The organism is Branchiibius sp. NY16-3462-2 (assembly GCF_001594145.1).
In the GTDB taxonomy this organism is placed as follows: Bacteria; Actinomycetota; Actinomycetes; order Actinomycetales; family Dermatophilaceae; genus Branchiibius.
The window spans coordinates 59302-78557 of record NZ_LVCF01000020.1; the positions used below are offsets into that span (position 1 = coordinate 59302).

The 19256-nt window shown below is 67.0% G+C and carries 21 protein-coding genes; 7 read left to right on the forward strand and 14 right to left on the reverse strand.

The annotated features are described in order from the left end of the window. Window positions 1-227: 227 nt before the first annotated feature. Window positions 228-620, reverse strand: a complete 393-nt coding sequence (locus AZH51_RS05770; RefSeq protein WP_291522271.1) for a VOC family protein — start codon at window positions 618-620, stop codon at window positions 228-230. A gap of 90 nt (window positions 621-710) precedes the next feature. Here AZH51_RS05770 and AZH51_RS05775 point away from each other — a divergent pair, with 90 nt between their 5' ends. Continuing rightward, the gene (locus AZH51_RS05775; protein WP_291522273.1) at window positions 711-1661 is read left to right on the forward strand and encodes a YafY family protein; all 951 of its coding nucleotides are present in this window, start codon (window positions 711-713) and stop codon (window positions 1659-1661) included. A 2-nt stretch (window positions 1662-1663) separates the two neighbouring features. Here AZH51_RS05775 and AZH51_RS05780 read toward each other — a convergent pair whose 3' ends face one another. Continuing rightward, window positions 1664-2629: an alpha/beta hydrolase gene (locus AZH51_RS05780; RefSeq protein ID WP_291522275.1), complete on the reverse strand. Its 966-nt coding sequence runs from the start codon at window positions 2627-2629 to the stop codon at window positions 1664-1666. Window positions 2630-2805: 176 nt separating this feature from the next. Between AZH51_RS05780 and AZH51_RS05785 the strand changes: the two genes are divergently transcribed. Beyond that, window positions 2806-3735 (forward strand): helix-turn-helix domain-containing protein, encoded by a 930-nt coding sequence (locus AZH51_RS05785; protein WP_291522277.1) that lies wholly within the window; start codon window positions 2806-2808, stop codon window positions 3733-3735. Window positions 3736-3769: 34 nt separating this feature from the next. Here AZH51_RS05785 and AZH51_RS05790 read toward each other — a convergent pair whose 3' ends face one another. Beyond that, on the reverse strand, window positions 3770-4969 hold the full coding sequence (locus tag AZH51_RS05790; protein WP_291522279.1) for a peptidoglycan-binding protein: 1200 nt from the start codon (window positions 4967-4969) through the stop codon (window positions 3770-3772). 303 nt (window positions 4970-5272) lie between these two features. Between AZH51_RS05790 and AZH51_RS05795 the strand changes: the two genes are divergently transcribed. Continuing rightward, window positions 5273-5707: a (4Fe-4S)-binding protein gene (locus tag AZH51_RS05795; protein WP_291522281.1), complete on the forward strand. Its 435-nt coding sequence runs from the start codon at window positions 5273-5275 to the stop codon at window positions 5705-5707. A gap of 3 nt (window positions 5708-5710) precedes the next feature. On the opposite strand, the gene AZH51_RS05800 is transcribed toward AZH51_RS05795, so the two are convergent. From AZH51_RS05800 to AZH51_RS05825, 6 genes are all read right to left on the reverse strand, one after another. Further along, window positions 5711-6058: a hypothetical protein gene (locus tag AZH51_RS05800; RefSeq protein WP_291522283.1), complete on the reverse strand. Its 348-nt coding sequence runs from the start codon at window positions 6056-6058 to the stop codon at window positions 5711-5713. A 35-nt stretch (window positions 6059-6093) separates the two neighbouring features. Further along, the gene (locus tag AZH51_RS18710; protein WP_367188031.1) at window positions 6094-6741 is read right to left on the reverse strand and encodes a hypothetical protein; all 648 of its coding nucleotides are present in this window, start codon (window positions 6739-6741) and stop codon (window positions 6094-6096) included. 113 nt (window positions 6742-6854) lie between these two features. After that, window positions 6855-7247, reverse strand: coding sequence for an META domain-containing protein (locus AZH51_RS05810; protein WP_291522285.1), 393 nt, complete (start codon window positions 7245-7247; stop codon window positions 6855-6857). Between the two features lie 36 nt (window positions 7248-7283). Continuing rightward, window positions 7284-7736, reverse strand: a complete 453-nt coding sequence (locus AZH51_RS05815; protein ID WP_291522286.1) for an META domain-containing protein — start codon at window positions 7734-7736, stop codon at window positions 7284-7286. 10 nt (window positions 7737-7746) lie between these two features. After that, a complete protein-coding gene (locus AZH51_RS05820; RefSeq protein WP_291522287.1) occupies window positions 7747-8796 on the reverse strand; it encodes a trypsin-like peptidase domain-containing protein in 1050 nt (349 codons plus the stop codon). 97 nt (window positions 8797-8893) lie between these two features. Then, window positions 8894-10201 (reverse strand): PhoH family protein, encoded by a 1308-nt coding sequence (locus AZH51_RS05825; protein ID WP_291522289.1) that lies wholly within the window; start codon window positions 10199-10201, stop codon window positions 8894-8896. Window positions 10202-10597: 396 nt separating this feature from the next. On the opposite strand from AZH51_RS05825, the gene AZH51_RS05830 reads away from it, so the two are divergent. After that, window positions 10598-11359: an isoprenyl transferase gene (locus AZH51_RS05830; RefSeq protein WP_291522291.1), complete on the forward strand. Its 762-nt coding sequence runs from the start codon at window positions 10598-10600 to the stop codon at window positions 11357-11359. A gap of 96 nt (window positions 11360-11455) precedes the next feature. Beyond that, on the forward strand, window positions 11456-12187 hold the full coding sequence (locus AZH51_RS05835; RefSeq protein WP_291522346.1) for a hemolysin III family protein: 732 nt from the start codon (window positions 11456-11458) through the stop codon (window positions 12185-12187). Between the two features lie 3 nt (window positions 12188-12190). Here AZH51_RS05835 and AZH51_RS05840 read toward each other — a convergent pair whose 3' ends face one another. Both AZH51_RS05840 and mca read right to left on the reverse strand, forming a co-directional pair. Beyond that, a complete protein-coding gene (locus AZH51_RS05840) occupies window positions 12191-12448 on the reverse strand; it encodes a hypothetical protein (RefSeq protein WP_291522293.1) in 258 nt (85 codons plus the stop codon). Next, window positions 12448-13437 carry a mycothiol conjugate amidase Mca gene (mca, locus tag AZH51_RS05845; RefSeq protein WP_291522295.1) on the reverse strand — a complete coding sequence of 330 codons (990 nt, stop codon included), beginning with the start codon at window positions 13435-13437 and terminating at the stop codon, window positions 12448-12450. Before mca ends, AZH51_RS05840 begins: the two co-directional genes overlap by 1 nt. 20 nt (window positions 13438-13457) lie before the next feature. Between mca and AZH51_RS05850 the strand changes: the two genes are divergently transcribed. After that, a complete protein-coding gene (locus AZH51_RS05850) occupies window positions 13458-13820 on the forward strand; it encodes a DUF4307 domain-containing protein (RefSeq protein WP_291522296.1) in 363 nt (120 codons plus the stop codon). A gap of 213 nt (window positions 13821-14033) precedes the next feature. After that, window positions 14034-14522: a transcription elongation factor GreA gene (greA, locus tag AZH51_RS05855; protein WP_291522298.1), complete on the forward strand. Its 489-nt coding sequence runs from the start codon at window positions 14034-14036 to the stop codon at window positions 14520-14522. A gap of 99 nt (window positions 14523-14621) precedes the next feature. Here greA and AZH51_RS05860 read toward each other — a convergent pair whose 3' ends face one another. From AZH51_RS05860 to AZH51_RS05870, 3 genes are read right to left on the reverse strand one after another with little or no spacing between them, the layout of a single operon-like run. Further along, a complete protein-coding gene (locus tag AZH51_RS05860; RefSeq protein ID WP_291522300.1) occupies window positions 14622-15770 on the reverse strand; it encodes a cystathionine gamma-synthase in 1149 nt (382 codons plus the stop codon). A 10-nt stretch (window positions 15771-15780) separates the two neighbouring features. Continuing rightward, window positions 15781-16164, reverse strand: coding sequence for a VOC family protein (locus tag AZH51_RS05865; protein ID WP_291522301.1), 384 nt, complete (start codon window positions 16162-16164; stop codon window positions 15781-15783). Between the two features lie 57 nt (window positions 16165-16221). Continuing rightward, a complete protein-coding gene (locus AZH51_RS05870; protein ID WP_291522303.1) occupies window positions 16222-19230 on the reverse strand; it encodes a glycine--tRNA ligase in 3009 nt (1002 codons plus the stop codon). Window positions 19231-19256: the final 26 nt, after the last annotated feature.

A 19256-nucleotide genomic window follows, 5' to 3' on the forward strand; every position in this document is an offset into this window, starting at 1 on the left:
GTGGCTGGGCCGAGGATGGCCGCGACTAGTGGTGGTTTCGTCGATAGTCGGCGACGTAGAGCGATGGGCGCAATATTGGGGGCCGCGATTGGGCTTGTAAAGACCGAGCTGAGCCCCACGCCTGAGTCGACGGGGCTCGGCCACACTTCATAAGGGCGCCTTATTAGAAGACCGAACCCGCATGCCATCGCCGAGACCAGTCTCCCCCGCCAGAGCGACCGACCTCCTCACAACCCAAATCGTTCCCGAGCGGCCGGCGTCGTCGGCGTGAAGAGATTGATCAGATTGCCGTCCGGATCCCGCAGCAGCACCGACCGATTGCCCCACGGCAGATCCGTCGGCCCCTGCACGATCGGCACCCACGAGCGCACCTGCTCATACGTCGCGTCCACGTCCGGCACGAGAAAGTCCAGGGTGACCGATCGGTTGTCCGCCGCGGTGACCGCGCCGGCTAGTAGGGGCGCCGTCTGCGAACCGGCGATTGCCAATGTCCCTGTGTCCGAGCCTATTTCAGCAAATAGCGGATGCAGGCGAGCGGCGGGTGCACCAGTCAGCCGCTCGTAGAACGCAACCAGTGCGTCGACGTCGTCGGTGATGATGCGAGTAGCGGCGAGTTTCATGACATCTCCTCGTTTGGGGCGGCGGACGCCAACGACGCTAGGAGTAATAGTGGACAGAATCCGCCCACTAATACCGATAGCTTGAGACTCATGCCCCGACCCGCCGCCCGCGTCCTGCTGCTGCTGGACCTGCTGCAGTCCGCCGGCACCCGCAGTCGTCAGGAGCTGGCCACTGAACTGGCCGTCGACGAACGCACCGTCCGGCGCTACGTCGAGCACCTGCGCGACCTGGACATCCCGGTGGAGAGCGTGCGCGGCCGGTACGGCGGCTACCGGCTGGCGCCCGGATACCGCCTACCGCCGTTGATGCTGAACGACGACGAAGCGCTCGCCGTGCTCTTCGCCCTCTCCGAGAGCGCTGCCGCCGCCCACTCCCCCGGTTCGCAGACGGCCGCAGCCACGGCAATCGCCAAGCTGCGTCGCGCGCTCCCGGAGCGCCTCGTCGAGCGGGCCGCCGTGCTCCAAGAAGCGGCGGTCTCCGCGCAGGGTGGCGCGATCGACGAACAGCCCAACCCCGGCGTACTGCTAACTGTCGGCGAGGCCGTCCGCACCTGCACACCCCTGGATCTGAGCTACGTCGATCGCGCCGGCGAACGCCCCCGCCGCACCGTCCATCCTTACGAACTCGTTGTACTGCAGGGACGTTGGTACCTCATCGCCTACGACACCACCCGGCACGCGACCCGCACCTTCCGCTGCGATCGCATCCTGCATGCCCGTACGGCGCGTGGCCACTTCAAGCGCCCCGTCACCGACCCGACTGACCTGGCTGCCGAATTCGCCTCTGCTGACTATCGATACACCGTCACGCTTCGGGTGCAGGCACCCATCGAGCAACTCAACGACTGGCTCTCGCGGACCCTCGCGACCGTCGAGCCCGGCGCGGACGGCTGGCAGCGGGTGACCATCCGCGCCGAGCGGCTCGACTGGATCCCGCAGCGGCTGGTCACCATCGATGCACCCATCAGGATCGACGGCCCACCGGAACTACGGGCCGTCGTCACGGCCGCCGCCGCACGACTGGCCGCGATGGCGGGCTGACGTCAGCCCTTCCCCGAGGCAGCCGGAGCGCCAGCCAGCAGATACTGCCTGAACCAATCCAGCTGCATTGCAGACGAAATCTCGAACCCGTTGACGTACGCGTCGAAGTGGCCGCCCGGCAGCACCACCAGCTTCTTGGGCTCGCGCGCCTCCTGGAAACCGTCGATCGCGATCTTCGTCGGCGTCAGCACGTCGTCCGAGGCCACGCACATCAGCAACGGCGTCGGCGCGATCAGCCGCAGATACGCACCTGGCTGGTACTCGGCGAACCGTTCCACACTGCGCAACGTGCACGAGTTCACGTACGACGGCGCCCGCAGCTCGTGCGTGCCGATGAACCATTCGTAGGAATCCGGGGTCGGCAACGCCGACGGCGCCATCGGGTCCTTATTCACCACGTCGATCATCGTCGGCGCCTCACCGTTGAACCGCGCCCGCCGGTCCGCGTTGAACCCATCGCGGGCGCCGCCCACGAAGTCAGCCCGCACCAACTGCCGGAAGTTGGCGTCCCCGTCGACGACCGGCACCTGCGCGGACACACACTTCACGCGCCGGTCCTGCGCCGCCACCACCAGGACGTGCCCACCGGAGTACGACGATCCCCAGATCCCGATCCGGTCCGAGTCGCTACCCGGCAGCGTCTCGGCGTACGTGATCGCATTGCGGTAGTCGTCGATCTGCTGCCACGGCGTGATCTCGCCACGCGGCTGCCCGTCGGAGGCGCCCAGGTTGCGGTTGTCGTAGACCAGCACGTTGAGCCCGCCCGCGGAGAATGCTTCGGCGTACTTGTCCAGATACATCTCCTTGACCGCGGCGAACCCGTGGCTCATCACGATCGTGGGCGCCGTGCCACCGCCCGACGCGCGGTAATACCACCCGCGCAGCGTCACTCCGTCAGAGTCGAACTCCACGTCCGTGCGATTGTCCGGTACGGCGACCTGTGCCTTCTCGTCCAGCGTTTGAGTCATCGTGATCTCCCTTGATCTCCCACTCGGAACGGCGGGTTGCCATCGACGGTAGGAAGTGACCCAGATCACAGCCATGCATCTGCGTGCCGACCTCGTGCCACTGCGCGCCAACCTGCGCAGCGCATGGTCCACGCGCTGTGATCGGGGTTACATTCGAGGGGACCAAGGAGGCTTCGATGGTGCAGACGCTGCGCGAGGACGACCTGGCGGCCGCTCGCGAATCGTGGGCCCGGCTGCTGTCGCAAACCCACCTGACCTGGGACATCACCGAACTCACCCCCGCCGACCACACGACGTACTCCGCCTCCGTCCGCCAACGGCACCTGGCCGATCTGGTGCTGGTCGACTGCTCCTGCGACCCGTGCGCCGGCGTCCGCCGCGGCCCGCAGATCAGTCAGACCGACGGCGAGTACCTGATCATGCTGATGACGCTGGAGGGCCGCGAACTGGTCACCCAGTCCGGTCGCACCGCGCAACTCGGCCCGGGCAGCGTCGTGATGTGGGACTCCGCGCAGCACGCCGAGTTCGTGGTCCAGGAACCGTTGATCAAACGCAGTCTGCTGGTGCCCAAGGCCGCGCTGGCCGAGGTCGGCGCCCGCGGCGAACTGCTCACCGGCTCGGTCCTGGACTCTTCCGCGCCAGCTGTCTCGCTGCTGCGCAACTTCCTCGACGGCCTGTCCCGCACCATCGACGACCTGCCGCTCGGCGCACTGCCCGCGGCCCGCAACGCCACGATCGAATTGCTTGCTGCCGCGCTCCAGGCGCCGCAACAGACCTGGCCGCCCTCGACGTACGCCACCCGATCCGCCGCCGAGGCCTTCGTCGAGCGCAACCTGCACCGCGGCACGCTCACCCCGGCCACCATCGCCGACCAGATCGGGGTGTCCGTGCGGTCCCTGCACCGGGCGTTCGAGGACTCCGGCGAGACCGTGTCCGGCTACCTGCGCGTACGCCGATTGGCCCGCGCCCGTGACGATCTCACCTCCGGTCGCCCCGTCAGTCAGGTCGCTCGGAGATGGCATTTCTCCGACGCCAGCCACTTCTCTCGCTCGTTCAAGCGGCAGTACGGAATCAACCCGAGCGAGCTACTGCCGGTCGCGAAGTAGCGACCGGCAGTAGACCCGTAGTAGATCCGAACCGTCACGGCGCGGCGAACTGCAGCCCCACCGCCGATTCCAGATCAGCGCTCATGGCGTGCAGCGACACGTCCCACGTCGGGTCGGCCACCACACCGTTCTGCGTGACGTGGCCCCAGCGCTGGAACGCCTTTACCGACGCGAGGGTGTGGGGACCGAACTGGCCGTCGACGCCACCCGGCGTGGTACCCCACTGACCGGCAGCGCCGTTGGTGAGGATCTGCTGGAGGTTCGTGACGACGGCACCGGAGGCACCCTGCTGCAGCGTCGGCATCGCTCCCCCGCCGGGTAATGCCGCCCACGTGATCGGACCCACGATCCCGTCCGGAGTCAGACCCGCACCCTGCTGGAAGGCGATCACCGCGGCCTTGGTGCGCGGCCCGAAGTTGCCGTCGACGACCACGCTCAGGTCCGGCGTCCGCCGCAACGCCCGCTGCAGCCGCTTCACCGCGTCGCCCGTGGCACCCTGCTGGATCGTCGGCTGACCCGGGTTGAAGTTGCGCGTCGTGATGGTCGTCGGGGTGCGCAACCACGCCTCCTGCGTGATCGCCACCATGGACGCCGCGTCGATAATGCCGATGGAGTTCCAGGTGAACATGGCGTACGCCGGGGTCGAGGAGTTGGCTCCGGCCGGAACCGGAACGCCCAGCTTCCCGGCGAGCCAACCCACGGTGCCGTACCCACACAACGACACACAGTGGTCCTCGTTCGAGTCAGCGTTGAATCCCGTTGCGTACCAACCGGTGTGGCCGTTGTTACCCCAGTAAGCGTCCTCCAACTGGTCGGCGGCGATACCGAGCTTGACCGGTCCCTGGCTGATCGCACTGTGCAGATTGCTCGAGCTGGTGTAATCGACCAGGTAGTGCGGCCCGTCGTTGTATTCGTAGCTGCCAGAGGTGAATCCGTCGGTGCGCATGGTGTCCATCACCGGTGTCAGGTAGGCACCTTCCAGGACGCCGTGCGAAGTCGCCCAGGAGATCACCTGCTGGTCGCTGATGAAGATCTCCGGGGAGTTGCACGCCTTGGCGAAGGCTTCCTCAGCGGTCACGCAGTCACCGTGAACGTCATTGCCCCACATGGAGATTCGCTGCGGCTTGACGATGTACGACGGCGGTGCCGCGATCTTCGCCTTGTGCCGCACTGCAGCTTTCATCACGTGCGAGGGCGTGGGCATCGCCCCGCGACCGAGGGTTGGGTTGGGCATGATCGTGCTCCTTCACTTGCTTTCTTCTGAATCGGGTTCGTCAGGCTCGACATCGGACGAGGACGACGACGACGAGGGAGAGTCAGCTGGCTCGTAGGGGGTGGCCGCCGCCAGGTCCTCGGGACTGGTCGGGAGCGCCCCGCGCCGCACTCGCCTACGCGGCCGCTCTGTGTCGGCCGGCGGGGCGGCTGGCTCCTCGGCATCGCTCACAGCTGGCGGTCCTTTCCGGTGTCGACCTTGACGCCCATGAGGAGGGGTTATCGACCCGCGGTGATACCTTGCACACGAACCCGGGAGGTCACCATGGCCAGCCAGACCCCATTCGAGCAGGGCAAGCGATATTCCGGACGGGACATCGAGGTCACGTACGACGCCACCCGATGCATCCACTACGCCGAGTGCGTGCGCGGATTACCTGCCGTCTTCGACACCCAGCAACGCCCGTGGATCCAAGTGGACAACGCCGCCGCGTCCGAGGTGGCCGAGGTCGTACGCCGTTGCCACAGTGGCGCTTTGCAGTATCGCCTGGCCGACGGGCCGGCTGAATTGCCGTCCACGACAACGTCCGTCACGCCGTACGCCGATGGTGCTGTTGTCCTCGAAGGCGACCTACAGATCAGCGACATCCCCGATGACGTCACCTACGTCGCCGAGCACGAAACGCGCCTGACCTCGTGCGGCTGCGGTAAATCCGCGCTCTGGCTGCTGTGCGACAACTCCTGCGGCCACACCGACTGACCGCTACTCGCGACCCGACGCCTCGTCGTCCACCATCATGTCGTCGACATCCTCAAGCGACAGGTCGTCGTCGTAGTAATCGTCCTCGACACCCAAGCCGTCCTGCCGGGCGCGCCACCATAGGAAGAACCAGATCAGCGAGGCGATGGCCAGCACGATCGCTGCACCGAGCACTCCGCCCAGCACCTCGAACAACACGTGCGAAGCGGACGACACGACGACACCGTTGCCGTCATCGTGGAACTCCGGCGACCGGGAACCGAGCAGAGACGACCCCCACACGCCGCCGGCGACGGCCAGCGCGATGGTGATCAGCCAGTAGCAGACGGCGAACGCACGATTCCGGAACATCTCCACCATTCTCGCAGATGCGGTGCAGCCGGGGCTCAGTACCAGTTGTGCGCGAGATGGAAATCCCACGCCTGGCAAGGCGATCCGTACGCATCCTTCACGTACTGCAGCCCCCAGGTGAGCTGGGTCCGGGTGTTGGTGCGGTAGTCAGCGCCCACCGTGGCCATCTTGCTGGCCGGCAGCGACTGCGGGATCCCGTACGCACCGGACGACGGGTTCTCAGCCGTCGTCATCCAGGACGACTCCTGGGTCCATAGCTTGTTCAGGCACGGCCACTGCGTCTGATTCCACCCGTACGCCGAGAGCATCGTCTGTGCCATCTGCTGGGCCTGCGCCGGGCTGGCCGGGCGAGCCGCTAGAGCAGGGGTCGCAGTCGGCGACGGCGTGACCGCCTTCGCCGGCGGCACCACCGGCAACACGGGCCGGACCTGCGAGCGCGACAGCTGCTCGACAGCCGCCGAAGGCGACGTTGAAGGTGACAGCGAAGGGGCCACCGGAAGCTGCGGCCTCACCACCACGGCAGCCTCCACCGTCGGCGTGTGCGCGTGACTCGCGGTAGCAGTCTGATAGACGGCGGCCGACCCGCAGACGAGGCCGAACGCGGTCACCGACATCGCCGCCGGCCGGATAACGGCAGAGCGGATGCTCCGACGTGCACGGTGCCGGCCAACCTGGCGAGCCATCGGGAGCCTTCCCTCGGAGACAGCAGAACGGCCCCGTTATATAAACGAGACCGTCTGCCACTCTCGCCGATCGCCGCTAGCCACGCAAATCAGCGACCGCTCGGGCAGATGGGTCAGACCTCGTCCTGCGGCTGCAGTTCGCTGAATTCCAGGGTGACGTCGCCGGCCGTCAGCGTGAGCGCGTTGTCCCCCACACTCAGTTCCGCGCCGTCGGTCAGCAACTGACTGAACCAGTCGTCCTGGGCCATCAACTCTTCGCTGCACGCCATCCGGGTCGAGATCGCCGGTCCGGACCAGGCGATCTTGCCGTCGGTGACGGCCACCGGGCCGCTGTAGTTGTTACACCCCGGACGCGCGGCCAGACGACCGTCCTCAAAGGACAGCGAGATGCTGCTGTCGGCGACCAGATCGTGCCCGGTGACGGTGCTGCTCACGAACGAGCGGCCGTTCAGCGCACCAACGACGTCGGCGGTGGGTTCTTCGTAAGGCTTGAATCCATCAGTCATGCCCCACAGTCTGCTCTGCCGACGAATCCGCCGCAGCTACTTCGACGAGGCCGCCGCCGAGCCGGGACCCATCACGATCGTGAGGTCGCCATGAGTCAGGGTCATAACGTCGCCAGAGATGGTGGGGGAAACCCCCGTCATGAACGTCTCCGTCAACCATTTGTCCTGGGCGTCTTTCTCGTCACCGCACGACATCATCGTCTGGATGGGGTGCCCGGTGAACTTCAGTACGCCGTCGCTCACCGTCGCCGCCCCGTTGATCATGTTGCACCCGCCGTTGAGCGACAGGCTCCCGTCGGTGACCTTCAGCGTGATCGCGGTGCCGCTCACCAGGTCATGGCCTTTCACCGAGGTCGAGACGAAGGACTTGCCGTTGAGGTCACTCAGTGACGTCAACGCCGTACCGGTCGCCGTCGACGGTGAGCTCGACGAACTGCCGCACCCCGCGAGCGCCGTCGCCGCAAGAGCCACCACTGCCACCATCCGCATACCGATCCCCTTAGGTCGCCTGCCCCACCGTTACGGACACAGTGTGCGACGAACCGTCCCGCGAGAAGTCGACTTTCACCGAATCGCCCGGCGTCGCGTGCAACTCGAAGGTGTTCAGGTCATCGATGGACCGCACCGCCTGCCCACCGATCGCCGTGATCACGTCCCCCTGCCGCAGACCCGCCTGCGCCGACGGGGAGGTCACCGCCTGCACGAAGAGGCCCGGCGGGAGTCCGTACTGCTGCGCCAACGCCGCGGTCACCTCCGCCACTTGCAAGCCCAGAGTCGGATGACGGACCGTCCCCGTCGCGATCATCTCCGACGCCAGCGGCGCGAAAAGGCTTGACGGGATGGCGAATCCGAGGCCGACACTGCCACCTTCACCACCCGGCGCCGCCCCGGCGGAGTTGATCCCGACCAACTGCTGCGAACAGTTCACCAGCGGCCCGCCACTGTTGCCGGGGTTGATCGCGGCGTCGGTCTGCACCGCACCGATCAAGTGGTGGGTGGTGCCGGACTCCGAGGGCACCCGCACGTAGCGGTCCGTCGCACTCACGATGCCCGAGGTGACGGTCGAGGTCAGTCCCAGCGGTGCGCCGAGCGCGACCACCGACTGCCCGACCACCAGGTCCCCGGTCGACCCGACGGAGATCGCCCGCGCATGCGACGACGGATCCTGCGCCTTGACTACCGCCAGGTCGGTCAGCGGGTCGCGCCCGACCAGCGTCGCCGCGCTGGAGTGCCCATCGGCGTACGTCACCCGGATCTCCCCCGGCTGACCCTGCGGCGCGATCACGTGGTCGTTGGTGATGATGTAATCCCGCCCGCGCGGGACGTCCTGGATGCTGCCCGCCCCCTCGATCGGCGTACGCACCATCACCCCTGACCCCGTGCCCGAGCCGGACGGGCCGCTGACCGACAACGTCACCACCGATGGCAGTACGTCGCTCGCCACCGTGGGCACGTCGCAGCCGGTGAGGTTCGTGGCCGGTGAGCGGTGCGTCAGCGCCCAGATCCCCCACACCGCCAGTCCCCCCAACAGCCCGGCGGCGAAGGCCATCGCCAGGACCAGACCTCCGACCCGCGGTCATCGAGGCTCGCATGAACGCAGTCTGCCCTCCCCCGCGACGCAAGGGAGGGCAGACTCGCGGAACCGGTTACGCGTCAGGGCCTTCCAGCATGTCGGTGACCAGCGCCGCGATCGGGCTGCGCTCGCTGCGGTGCAACGTGACATGCGCGAAGAGGGGATGACCCTTCAGCTTCTCGATCACCGCAGCGACGCCGTCGTGGCGGCCGACCCGCAGGTTGTCGCGCTGCGCGACGTCGTGGGTGAGCACGACACGGGAGTTCTGCCCGATGCGCGACAGCACGGTCAGCAGCACGTTGCGCTCCAACGACTGCGCCTCGTCCACGATCACGAAGGCGTCGTGCAGCGAGCGCCCCCGGATGTGCGTCAGGGGCAGCACCTCGAGCAGGTCACGGTCCACGACCTCCTCGACGACCTCACGTGACACCACGGCCGACAAGGTGTCGAAGACGGCCTGCGCCCAGGGCCCCATCTTCTCGTTCTCGGTGCCGGGCAGGTAGCCCAGTTCCTGACCACCGACGGCGTACAACGGACGGAAGACGATCACCTTGCTGTGCTGGCGGCGCTCCATCACCGACTCCAGACCGGCGCACAACGCGAGCGCCGACTTGCCGGTGCCGGCGCGGCCACCCAGGGAGATGATGCCCACGTCGGGGTCGAGCAGCAGGTCCAGGGCGATGCGCTGTTCGGCCGAGCGGCCGTGCAGACCGAAGGCGTCCCGGTCGCCGCGCACTAGTCGCACCGACTTGTCGGGCGTCACGCGACCCAGTGCGGATCCGCGCGGGCCGAGCAGGACAACGCCTGTGTGGCAAGGCAATTCAGCCGCGCTGGGCAGCTCCAGCCGCCCCTCGTCGTACAGCGTGCCCATCTCGGCGTCGCCGACCTCGATCTCGGTGATACCCGTCCAGCCGGAGTCGACGGCCAGTTCGGCGCGGTACTCCTCGGCGTTCATCCCGACCGCGGAGGCCTTGACCCGCATCGGCAGATCTTTGCTGACCACAGTGACGTCGTGGCCCTCGTTCGCCAGGTTGCGCGCGACGGCCAGGATGCGGGTGTCGTTGTCACCCAGACGGAAGCCGGAGGGCAGTGACTGCGGATCGGTGTGGTTCAACTCCACCCGCAGCGTGCCGCCGTCATTCATCGGCACCGGAGCGTCGAGACGCCCGTGCTGCACGCGCAGGTCGTCCAGGAACCGCAACGCGGAGCGGGCGAAGTAGCCCAACTCCGGGTGGTGCCGTTTGCCTTCCAGTTCGGTCACCACGACCACGGGCACCACGACTTCGTGTTCAGCAAAGCGGGTAATAGCTCGTGGATCGGACAACAGGACCGAAGTGTCCAGGACGTAGGTGCGGCGGCCGGGCTGGGCGATCTCGCTCATAACACTCCCTCGGCGCGCGGGTGGTAACCGCGCAATCACTTGCGGAACAGTGACCGGATAAGCCCACCGAGGGCAACCGGCCCTCTATCCCGCAGCCGAAGCAGCTGCATCCAGTGGGCCTTTCCGTTCGACCACGAAGTGTGGTCGTGTTCGGAACGCTACGGCAGGCCGACGGCGATTGTGCTGCGCCTCGCCCATCCGTGTGTGACGTTTTTGTTAACGGCGTACGGCGAGTGCCTGGCCGCCGTGGAAACCAGACTTTGCACTCTCGAACAACTTCCGTCATGACGGTTGTCATGCACGCGTAGTCGGTGCGAGGCCCGCCCGTTCGGGGCTAACCTGGCATACGGGGTAGTAGCCAACACTTCAGGACCGGGACAAGGAAACAGGGCAGTGATGCGGATCAGCGATGTGCTGTACGGCGTGTACGAACGCCGCCTGGCCCGTGATCTGCCTAAGGACAACCTGCCGCGCCACGTCGGCGTCATGCTGGATGGCAACCGCCGCTGGGCCAAGGCCCGCGGCGCGGACACGGCCAGCGGCCACCAGGCCGGCGCCGACAACATCGAGCCGCTGCTGACCTGGTGCGAAGAAGTCGGCGTCGAGGTTGTGACCTTGTGGCTGCTGTCCACCGACAACCTGTCCCGCTCCGAGCAGGAACTGCGACCGCTCCTGGGCATCATTGAGTCGGTCGTCACCGATCTTGCGGCCGCCCAGCGGTGGCGCATCAACCCCGTCGGCGCCCTGGACATGCTGCCCGAACGCACCGCGAACGTGCTGAAGCAGGCCGCCGAGGACACCGCTGACGTCACCGGGCTGCTGGTCAACGTGGCCGTCCCCTACGGCGGCCGACGCGAAATCGCGGACGCCGTACGTTCCATGCTCCTGGAGCACGCGGCCAAGGGCGCGACGATCGAAGAGCTTGCCGCCGACCTGGACGTCGACCACATCGCCCAGCACCTGTACACCAAAGGCCAGCCCGACCCGGACCTGGTCATCCGCACCTCCGGCGAACAACGGCTGGGGGGTTTCTTGCTGTGGCAGAGCGCGCACAGCGAGTTCTATTTCTGCGAGGCCTATTGGCCCGACTTCCGTCGCGTCGACTTCCTGCGGGCTCTACGCGCGTACGCCGAGCGCGACCGCCGGTTTGGATCCTGAGGTAGCACCATGAACAAGCCCAACCTGCCCGACCTGCCCAGCCTCTCCGAGGTGAAGGACGGCGTCCGCGACCACATGAGCGACGTGCGCGACAGCATGTCCGAGGTCCGGGAGGGCGTGCGCGAGAGCATCGCCGACGCCCGCGAGGACGCCAAGGCGCTGCTGGAGTCGGTCAAACCCAAGCTGCGCGGCTGGTTGCACCTGGTGATGGCTCCGCTGGCGCTGATCGCGGGAATCGTCCTGATCGCGATTTCGAAGACCACCGCCGGTCGAGTCGGTGCGATCGTTTTCACCATCACCGCCGTGCTGTTGTTCGGCACCTCCGCGATCTACCACCGCGGCAACTGGAGTCCCCGCACGGCCATCACCCTGCGCCGGATGGACCACGCGAACATCTTCTTGATCATCGCGGGCACCTATACGCCCTTCGCGCTCACCCTGCTGCCGGCGGCGGAGGCTCGCTCCCTGCTGATCCTCGTGTGGAGCGGCGCGCTGCTGGGTGTCTGCTTCCGGGTCTTCTGGACCGGTGCACCACGCTGGCTCTACGTACCGGTCTATCTGGCGCTGGGCTGGGTCGCGGTCTTCTACATCAAACCGATGTTGCACGGCGGAGGTCCGGCGGTCCTGGCCCTGATCATCACCGGCGGTGCGCTCTACTCGATCGGTGCGATCATCTACGGCACCAAGCGGCCCAACCCCTCACCGCGCTGGTTCGGCTTCCACGAGATCTTCCACACCTTCACGATCCTGGCGTTCGCGGTGCACTACGTCGCAGCGTCGCTGGCCGTCACCGGTCACGACGTGACTGCGTCAACGCTGCTGCACTGACCGCTACCGCTGCTCTTCCTCGCCCTTTTCCTCGAGGCGCTCCTCGTCCAGTTCGATGGCCGCCTGCCGCTCAGACTCACCGGTCTCTTCGGACAGTTCCACCGCCTCGCGGTCCCGCGCTTCGTCGGCCGCCGAATAGCGCACCTTGCGCAACCGGTGGTTCATGCTGCGGAACAGCAGCCAGCACGCGAGTGCGAGCCCGAACAAGATGATGAAGCCCCAGATGCCCGCCGTTGTCGAGACATCCTCGTCGCCGCCCATCAGCCGACCCGCAGATTCTCAGGAAGTGTGCTCTCGCGGATGTCGTCGACGACCAGGTCCAGCCCACCCTTACTGGCCAGGGCGTCCGCTGTGGCCGGGTCGATCCCGGCGAACAGATCGTCCTCGTCGGCCGGAACCGGCACATATGACGCCGCCAACTCCCACTCCTCCGTCGGCCAGATCTCGGCCTGCTCAGCCGGTGACAACGCGAAGAACGAACCGTCCGGGTCGATCTGGGTGGCGTGCGCCAGCAGGGCCTGCTCCCGGACCCCGAAGTAGTCGCCGACATTGACCCGCGTGGTGATCCGCGGCGGCGGCATACCGTCCCAGCGCTTCATCCAGTCCCCGAACGGCGACTCACCGTCCCGCGCCAGCAGAGCTTCGTGCATGGCTGACATCTTCTCCCGGGAGAACCCCCGGTCGTAGTACAGCTTGAGCGGTTGCCAGGCCGGCCCGGTCTGCGGGTACGCCGAGGGGTCACCCGCCGCGCGGAACGCCGCCTGCGACACGACGTGGGTCATGATGTGATCCGGGTGCGGGTAGCCGCCGTTCTCGTCGTACGTCGTCATCACGTGCGGCCGGAACTCCCGGATCACCCGCAGCAGCGCAGGCACGGTGACCTCCAGCGGTTCGAGGCCGAAGCTGCCCGTGGGCAGCGGTGGTCGCGGGTCACCCTCGGGCAGACCGGAGTCCACGAAACCCAGCCAGGTGTGTTCCACCCCGAGAATCTGCGCGGCTTTCGCCATCTCATGGCGGCGGTATTCGGCCATATCCCGTTTGACCTCGGCATTGTCAGCCAGCTTGGGATTCAGGATGTCGCCGCGCTCACCGCCGGTGCACGACACGACCATCACCTGATGGCCTGCCGCGGTGTACTTGGCCACGGTGGCCGAGCCCTTGCTGGATTCGTCATCGGGGTGGGCGTGGACCGCAAGCAGACGAAGACCGCTGCGGTCTGCATCGAGGGCGGTCTGATCCGAGTCAGTCACGCGCTCTATTGTCTCATTCCATGGCCCTGCCCCGACCCGCCCCCGGCACCGGTAAGTGGTGGGTGGTCGGCACTATCGGGATCACTCTCGGCGTGATCGCCGCGATCTGGTTCGGGTTGTCGGCCACCAGCGGTCTGGCGTGGTCGGATGCGGGGCACAAGGTGGTTAGCGACGCGCGGGTCGACGTGATCTTCGATGTCACCAACCAGGACGGCCGACCGGTGCAGTGCACGCTGGAAGCCCTGGATAACAGCCACGGCCAGGTCGGCGTACTCCAGGTGGACCTGCCCGCCAGCAACCTGACCACGACCCGCTACACCCGCTCGATCGCCACGGTCTCCCGTGCGGTGGCCGCAACCGTGGACTCCTGCCAGTACCGCTGAGCTGACCCCGGCTGGCCCGGCGGTGAGCCAGATCACCAGAATGTCGGGTCCCGCGCACGGCGTCGTTTACAATGGTGGTTCTTGCACGAACGGGTCTGGACCTGCAGACCGGCCGCGCATCTGGGACTTTCCACTACGGAGATGTCCAGCGAGCGGCGACCCGCGGGTCCGGGCCTACCTTTTTTGTCTTACACCAGTTTGGAGGAGATCGACGTGACCAGCACTGACACCGGCACGACGTTCCTGACCCAGGACGCTTTCGACCGCCTGAAGGCCGAGCACGAGCAGCTCACGACCACCGGTCGCAGCGAGATCGCCGCCAAGATCGAAGAGGCCCGCCAGGAAGGCGACCTGAAGGAGAACGGCGGCTACCACGCAGCCAAGGAGGAGCAGGGCAAGATGGAGGCCCGCATCCGCACCCTGGAGGAGTTGCTGCGCAACGCCACCGTCGGTGACGCTCCCAAGGCCGACGGCACGGTGCACCCGGGCATGGTCGTGAAGGCCGAGATCTTCGGCGAGGAGGAGAACTTCCTGCTGGGCAGCCGTGAGGGTGCCGCCGACGACCTGACCGTCTACAGCGAGAAGTCGCCGTTGGGTGCGGCCATCCTGGACCAGAAGGTCGGCTCGACGGTCAGCTACGAAGCGCCGAACGGCAAGACCATCGAGGTCAAGATCGTCTCAGCGAGCCCGTACAAGGGCTGATTGCCACCACCCAGCTCATTACCCCCGACTTTTGGATCGGGATTCACCTCGAACGCGCGATGTCGGGTGAATCCCGATCCAAAAGTGTTTAAGGACCAATCAACGGCGGGTGCGGTCCAGCGCCTCGCCCAGATCAGCAATCAGATCGTCCGCATCCTCGATACCCACCGAGCAACGGATCAGGTCATCCGGCACGGCCAACTCGGTGCCGGCCACCGACGCGTGGGTCATCTTCGCCGGGTGCTCGATCAACGATTCGACGCCACCGAGCGACTCCCCCAGCGTCCAGACGCTCGTCGCGCTGACCACATCCAGCGCGCGCTGCTGACCACCCGCGACCTGGAAGCTGATCATCCCGCCCGGTCGGCGCATCTGCCGGGCGGCGACGTCGTGCCCGGGGTGGGAGTCCAGCCCCGGGTAGTAGACGTGCGTGACGTCGTCGCGGCCGAGCAGGAAGTCAGCGACCTTCTCGGCGTTGTCGCTGTGCCGTTCCATCCGCACCGCAAGGGTTTTCAGACCGCGCAGCACCAGCCACGAGTCGAACGGTCCGGCCACCGCACCCATCGCGTTCTGGTGGAAGCCGATCTTCTCGGCCAGCTCCGCGTCCGCCACCACGACCGCGCCACCCACGACGTCGCTGTGCCCGCCGCAGTACTTCGTGGTCGAGTGCACGACGATGTTCGCCCCCAGCGTGAGGGGATTCTGCAGGTACGGCGAGGCGAAGGTGTTGTCCACGACCAGCAGCACCCCTGCCTCCCGGGCGACCGCTGCTACCGCCTCGATGTCCGCGATGCCCAGCAGTGGGTTGGTGGGTGTCTCGATCCAGATCAGCCTAGTGTTGGGCCGGATCTCGCCGCGGATCGCATCCGCTTGCGACACCTTGGCCAAGGAGACCTCGACCCCCCACGGCCGGTGCACCTTGTCGAAGAGCCGGAAGGTCCCGCCGTACGCGTCATTGGGGATGATGACGTGGTCACCCGGTTTGAGGACAGCCCGCAGGATGGCGTCCTCGGCCGCCAGACCGGAGGCGAACGCGAATCCCTTTGTGCCGCCTTCCAATTCGGCCAGACACTCCTGCAAAGCGTCACGGGTCGGGTTGGCTGATCGGGAGTACTCGTAGCCCTCCCGCAACCCGCCGACACCGTCCTGCTTGTACGTGGACGTCTGGTAGATCGCTGGCACCACCGATCCGGTGCGCGGATCCGGCTCCTGGCCGGCGTGGATGGCTTTCGTCGAGAAACCCGTCATGGGCTCCACCCTACGAGTCGCCTCCGGAGGGCCGGTACGGCGCCAGCACGCAGAACTCGTTGCCCTCCGGGTCGGCCAGCACGGCCCACCCCTTGTCGCCGTTGCGCAGATCGTCGACCAACGTTGCCCCGAGTCCCAGGACCCGCTCGATCTCCTCGTCCCGGCTGATGTCGGTCGGTCGCAGACAGATATGCATGCGGTTCTTCACCGTCTTGGGCTCAGGGACCTCCAGGAAGATCAGGAAGCGGTCGTCCGGACCGTTCAGACTGACCTCATCATCACCCGGTTCGGCCTCCGGCTCGAGGGTGAAGTCCTCCAGCACCTGGTCCCACCACACCGCCTGGGCGTAGGCGTCGGCGGCGTCGATGCAGAAGTTGGATGCGCGAGATGCCATGTCCTGCACCAAACCACGGACGCGCGCGCCTGACCACCTCCGGAGATCTCAGCCGGCCTAATCCAGCGCGCTGGACAGCGCCTTCCAGTCGATCCCGGAGGGTGCCTTATCGACGACCGACTGCAGGAGCCCGAGCCGCGCGGCGCGGACCGCAGGGTCCTGCGCCATCACCAACACGTCATCGAAGAACGTGTTCAGCGAATCGGTCAGGTCACCAGCCGTGGCGGCCCATTCCGGAAGGCCAGCCGCGGACTGGTCCGGCAGCGTGGCCACCTGGGACTCCAGGCGCAGCTCGGCCGGCTCGGTCAGGACCGCCGCGTCGTACGCCGATGACGTGCCTTCCGGGACGATCCGGGTGATCCGTTGGGTCGCCTCCACGAGCTTCGCGAAATCGGCATCATCCGCGAGGGAGGCAATGTCGGCCAGCGCCTGCTCAGCAGCACCCGGGCGACCGGTCAGCGGAGCGACCGCATCCACCACACCGGCCGCAACGCCTTCATCACGCAGTTGCTGCACGAACCGCTCGCGGACAAATTCCGCTGCAGCGTCGATGGATTCGTCAGAAACGGTCACGCCTTGGGCGACCAGGCGCATCGCGGCCGCCTGCAACCCATCCTTCACGGTGATTGCCGACAACTCCGGTCGCGCCCGCAGGATCGACACCACACCGAGGGCGGCGCGACGCAGGGCGAACGGATCGGAGGAGCCGGTCGGCTTGGCCCCGATCGCGAACATCGCGGCCAGCAGATCGAAGCGGTCCGCGAGGGCCAGCAGCGCGCCCTCGAGGGTCTCGGGCAATGCGCCACCAGCGGTCCGCGGGCACTCCATGTCATAGAGCGCCTGCGCGACGGCCGGGGTCTCCCCCGCCCGCGTCGCGTAGACCTTGGCCATGGTGCCGGCCAGCGAGGAGAGTTCGACGACCATCTGGGTCGACAGGTCGAACTTGGCCAGTTCCCCGGCCCGCTGCAGCGTCGCGCTGTCGACCCCTTCGACGCCGCCGGCGAGCTTCGTCGCGACCGCCGCGATCCGGTCGGCCCGCTGCGCTACCGAGCCGACCCGCTCTTCGAAGGTGAGCTTGTCGATGGCAGAACGGAATTCGGCCAACGGCACCTTCAGGTCGGCGTCGAAGAAGAACGCCGCGTCTTCGTAACGCGCGCGCAGCACCGACTCGTTACCCGTGCGCACCACGTCCGGGTCGCACGCGCCGTTGGCCATCGTGACGAAGTACGGCTTGAGCTTGCCCGCGGCATCCCGCACCGGCAGGTAGCGCTGGTGCTTGCGCATCACCGTCACCAGGATCTGCTCGGGCAGTTCCAGGTACTTCTCCCCGTAGGAGCCAAGGATGCCGACCGGCTGCTCCACCAGGTTGGTGATCTCCTCGACCAGCGCGGACTCGCCGTCGAACTCGATTGTGCCGCCGACGGATTGCGCCAGATCGGTCGCTTGGTCGACGACCTCGGTCCGGCGGGCAGCGACGTCGAGCACGATGCCGTGCGCACCGAGGGTCGGAATCAGGTCGGTGGCCGTCGCGACGTCGACGAGCGGCGTGTCATCGCCGCGTTGCACGTACGTCGTGCGGCCAGTGACCAGCGACGACACCTGGGCGGGCACCACCAGGTCCCCCCACAACGCCACCAACCACCGGATCGGACGGCTGTAGGCCAACTGCGGGTCGGCCCAGCGCATGTTGCGATCGGCGCGCAGACCTTCGACGACCTTCTCGATCAACGAAGCCAGGACGACCGGAGCGGTGCGGCCTTTCTGCTCGACGGAGACCGCGACGTGCGAGGCGCCGTCGAATTCGGCTGTGACGACATCGGATACGTCGACACCCTGGCCCCGCGCGAAGCCCTGCAACGCCTTCGTCGGCTCGCCGGACGCGTCGTAGGCGGCGGCAACCTTCGGGCCCTTACGCAACGTCGACGCGTCCGGCTCTGTCGCAGAAACAGCGGGAACCGTCAGCACGATCCGGCGAGGGGTGGCGGCCACGCTCGGGTCGCCGTACGTCAATCGGGAGTCCGCCAACGCCTCGGTCGCCAGCGCACGCACCTGCTCGATGGCCTGGTCCACCACGTGCGGCGGCAACTCCTCGGTGCCGATCTCCAGCACGAACGTGGCTGGCTCAGAAGGCAATTCAGCCGGAAGTACGGAGGCAGAAGGAGCAGGCGCTGCGAGCCCGCCCATCGAGGACAACGTGGACTTCGTCAACGGGAAGTCCAGCTCCTGACGGCGTTCGACCCACAACGCGGAGACCTCACGCGAGAGCCGGCGCATCGTCGCGAACGCCGCGGCCCGCTCGGTCGTGGAGATCGCACCGCGCGCATCGAGCACGTTGAACGCGTGCGAGCTCTTCAGCACGTAGGTGTGCGCCGGCACGGGCAACCGGGCCTCGATCAACCGCTCCGCCTCAGCGACGTAGTAAGCGAAAAGCTCACGGTTCGTGTCGATGTCGGCGTCGTCGAGGTAGTAGCGCGACATCTCGAACTCGGACTGGCCGAACAACTCGCCGTAGGTGACACCCGGCGCATAGACCATGTCCTTGAAGTGGGTGACGCCCTGCTGGGCCATCATGATCCGCTCGATGCCATACGTGAGCTCGACCGAGACCGGGTCGAGGTTCTGCCCACCGACCTGCTGGAAGTAGGTGAACTGGGTGACCTCCATCCCGTCCAGCCAGACCTCCCAGCCCAGACCCCACGCACCGATCGCCGGCTGGGCCCAGTTGTCCTCCACGAAACGCACGTCGTGTGCATCCAGGTCGATGCCGAGGGCCTCGAGGGACTGCAGGTAGAGCTCCTGCGGGTTGCCCGGGTCGGGTTTGAGGATGACCTGGAACTGCGTGTGCGTCTGCAAACGGTTGGGGTTCTCGCCGTACCGGCTGTCGTCGGGGCGCACGGAGGGCTCGACGTACGCCACCCGCCACGGCTCGGGACCCAGCACCCGCAGGATGGTCGCGGGGTTCATGGTTCCGGCGCCGACCTCGGTGTTGAACGGCTGCACGACCAGGCAACCCCGGTCGGTCCAGAACTTCTGCAGGGTCAACAAAGCGTCTTGCACGGTCAGCACCCGGCAAGGCTACCCATCACCCGGGA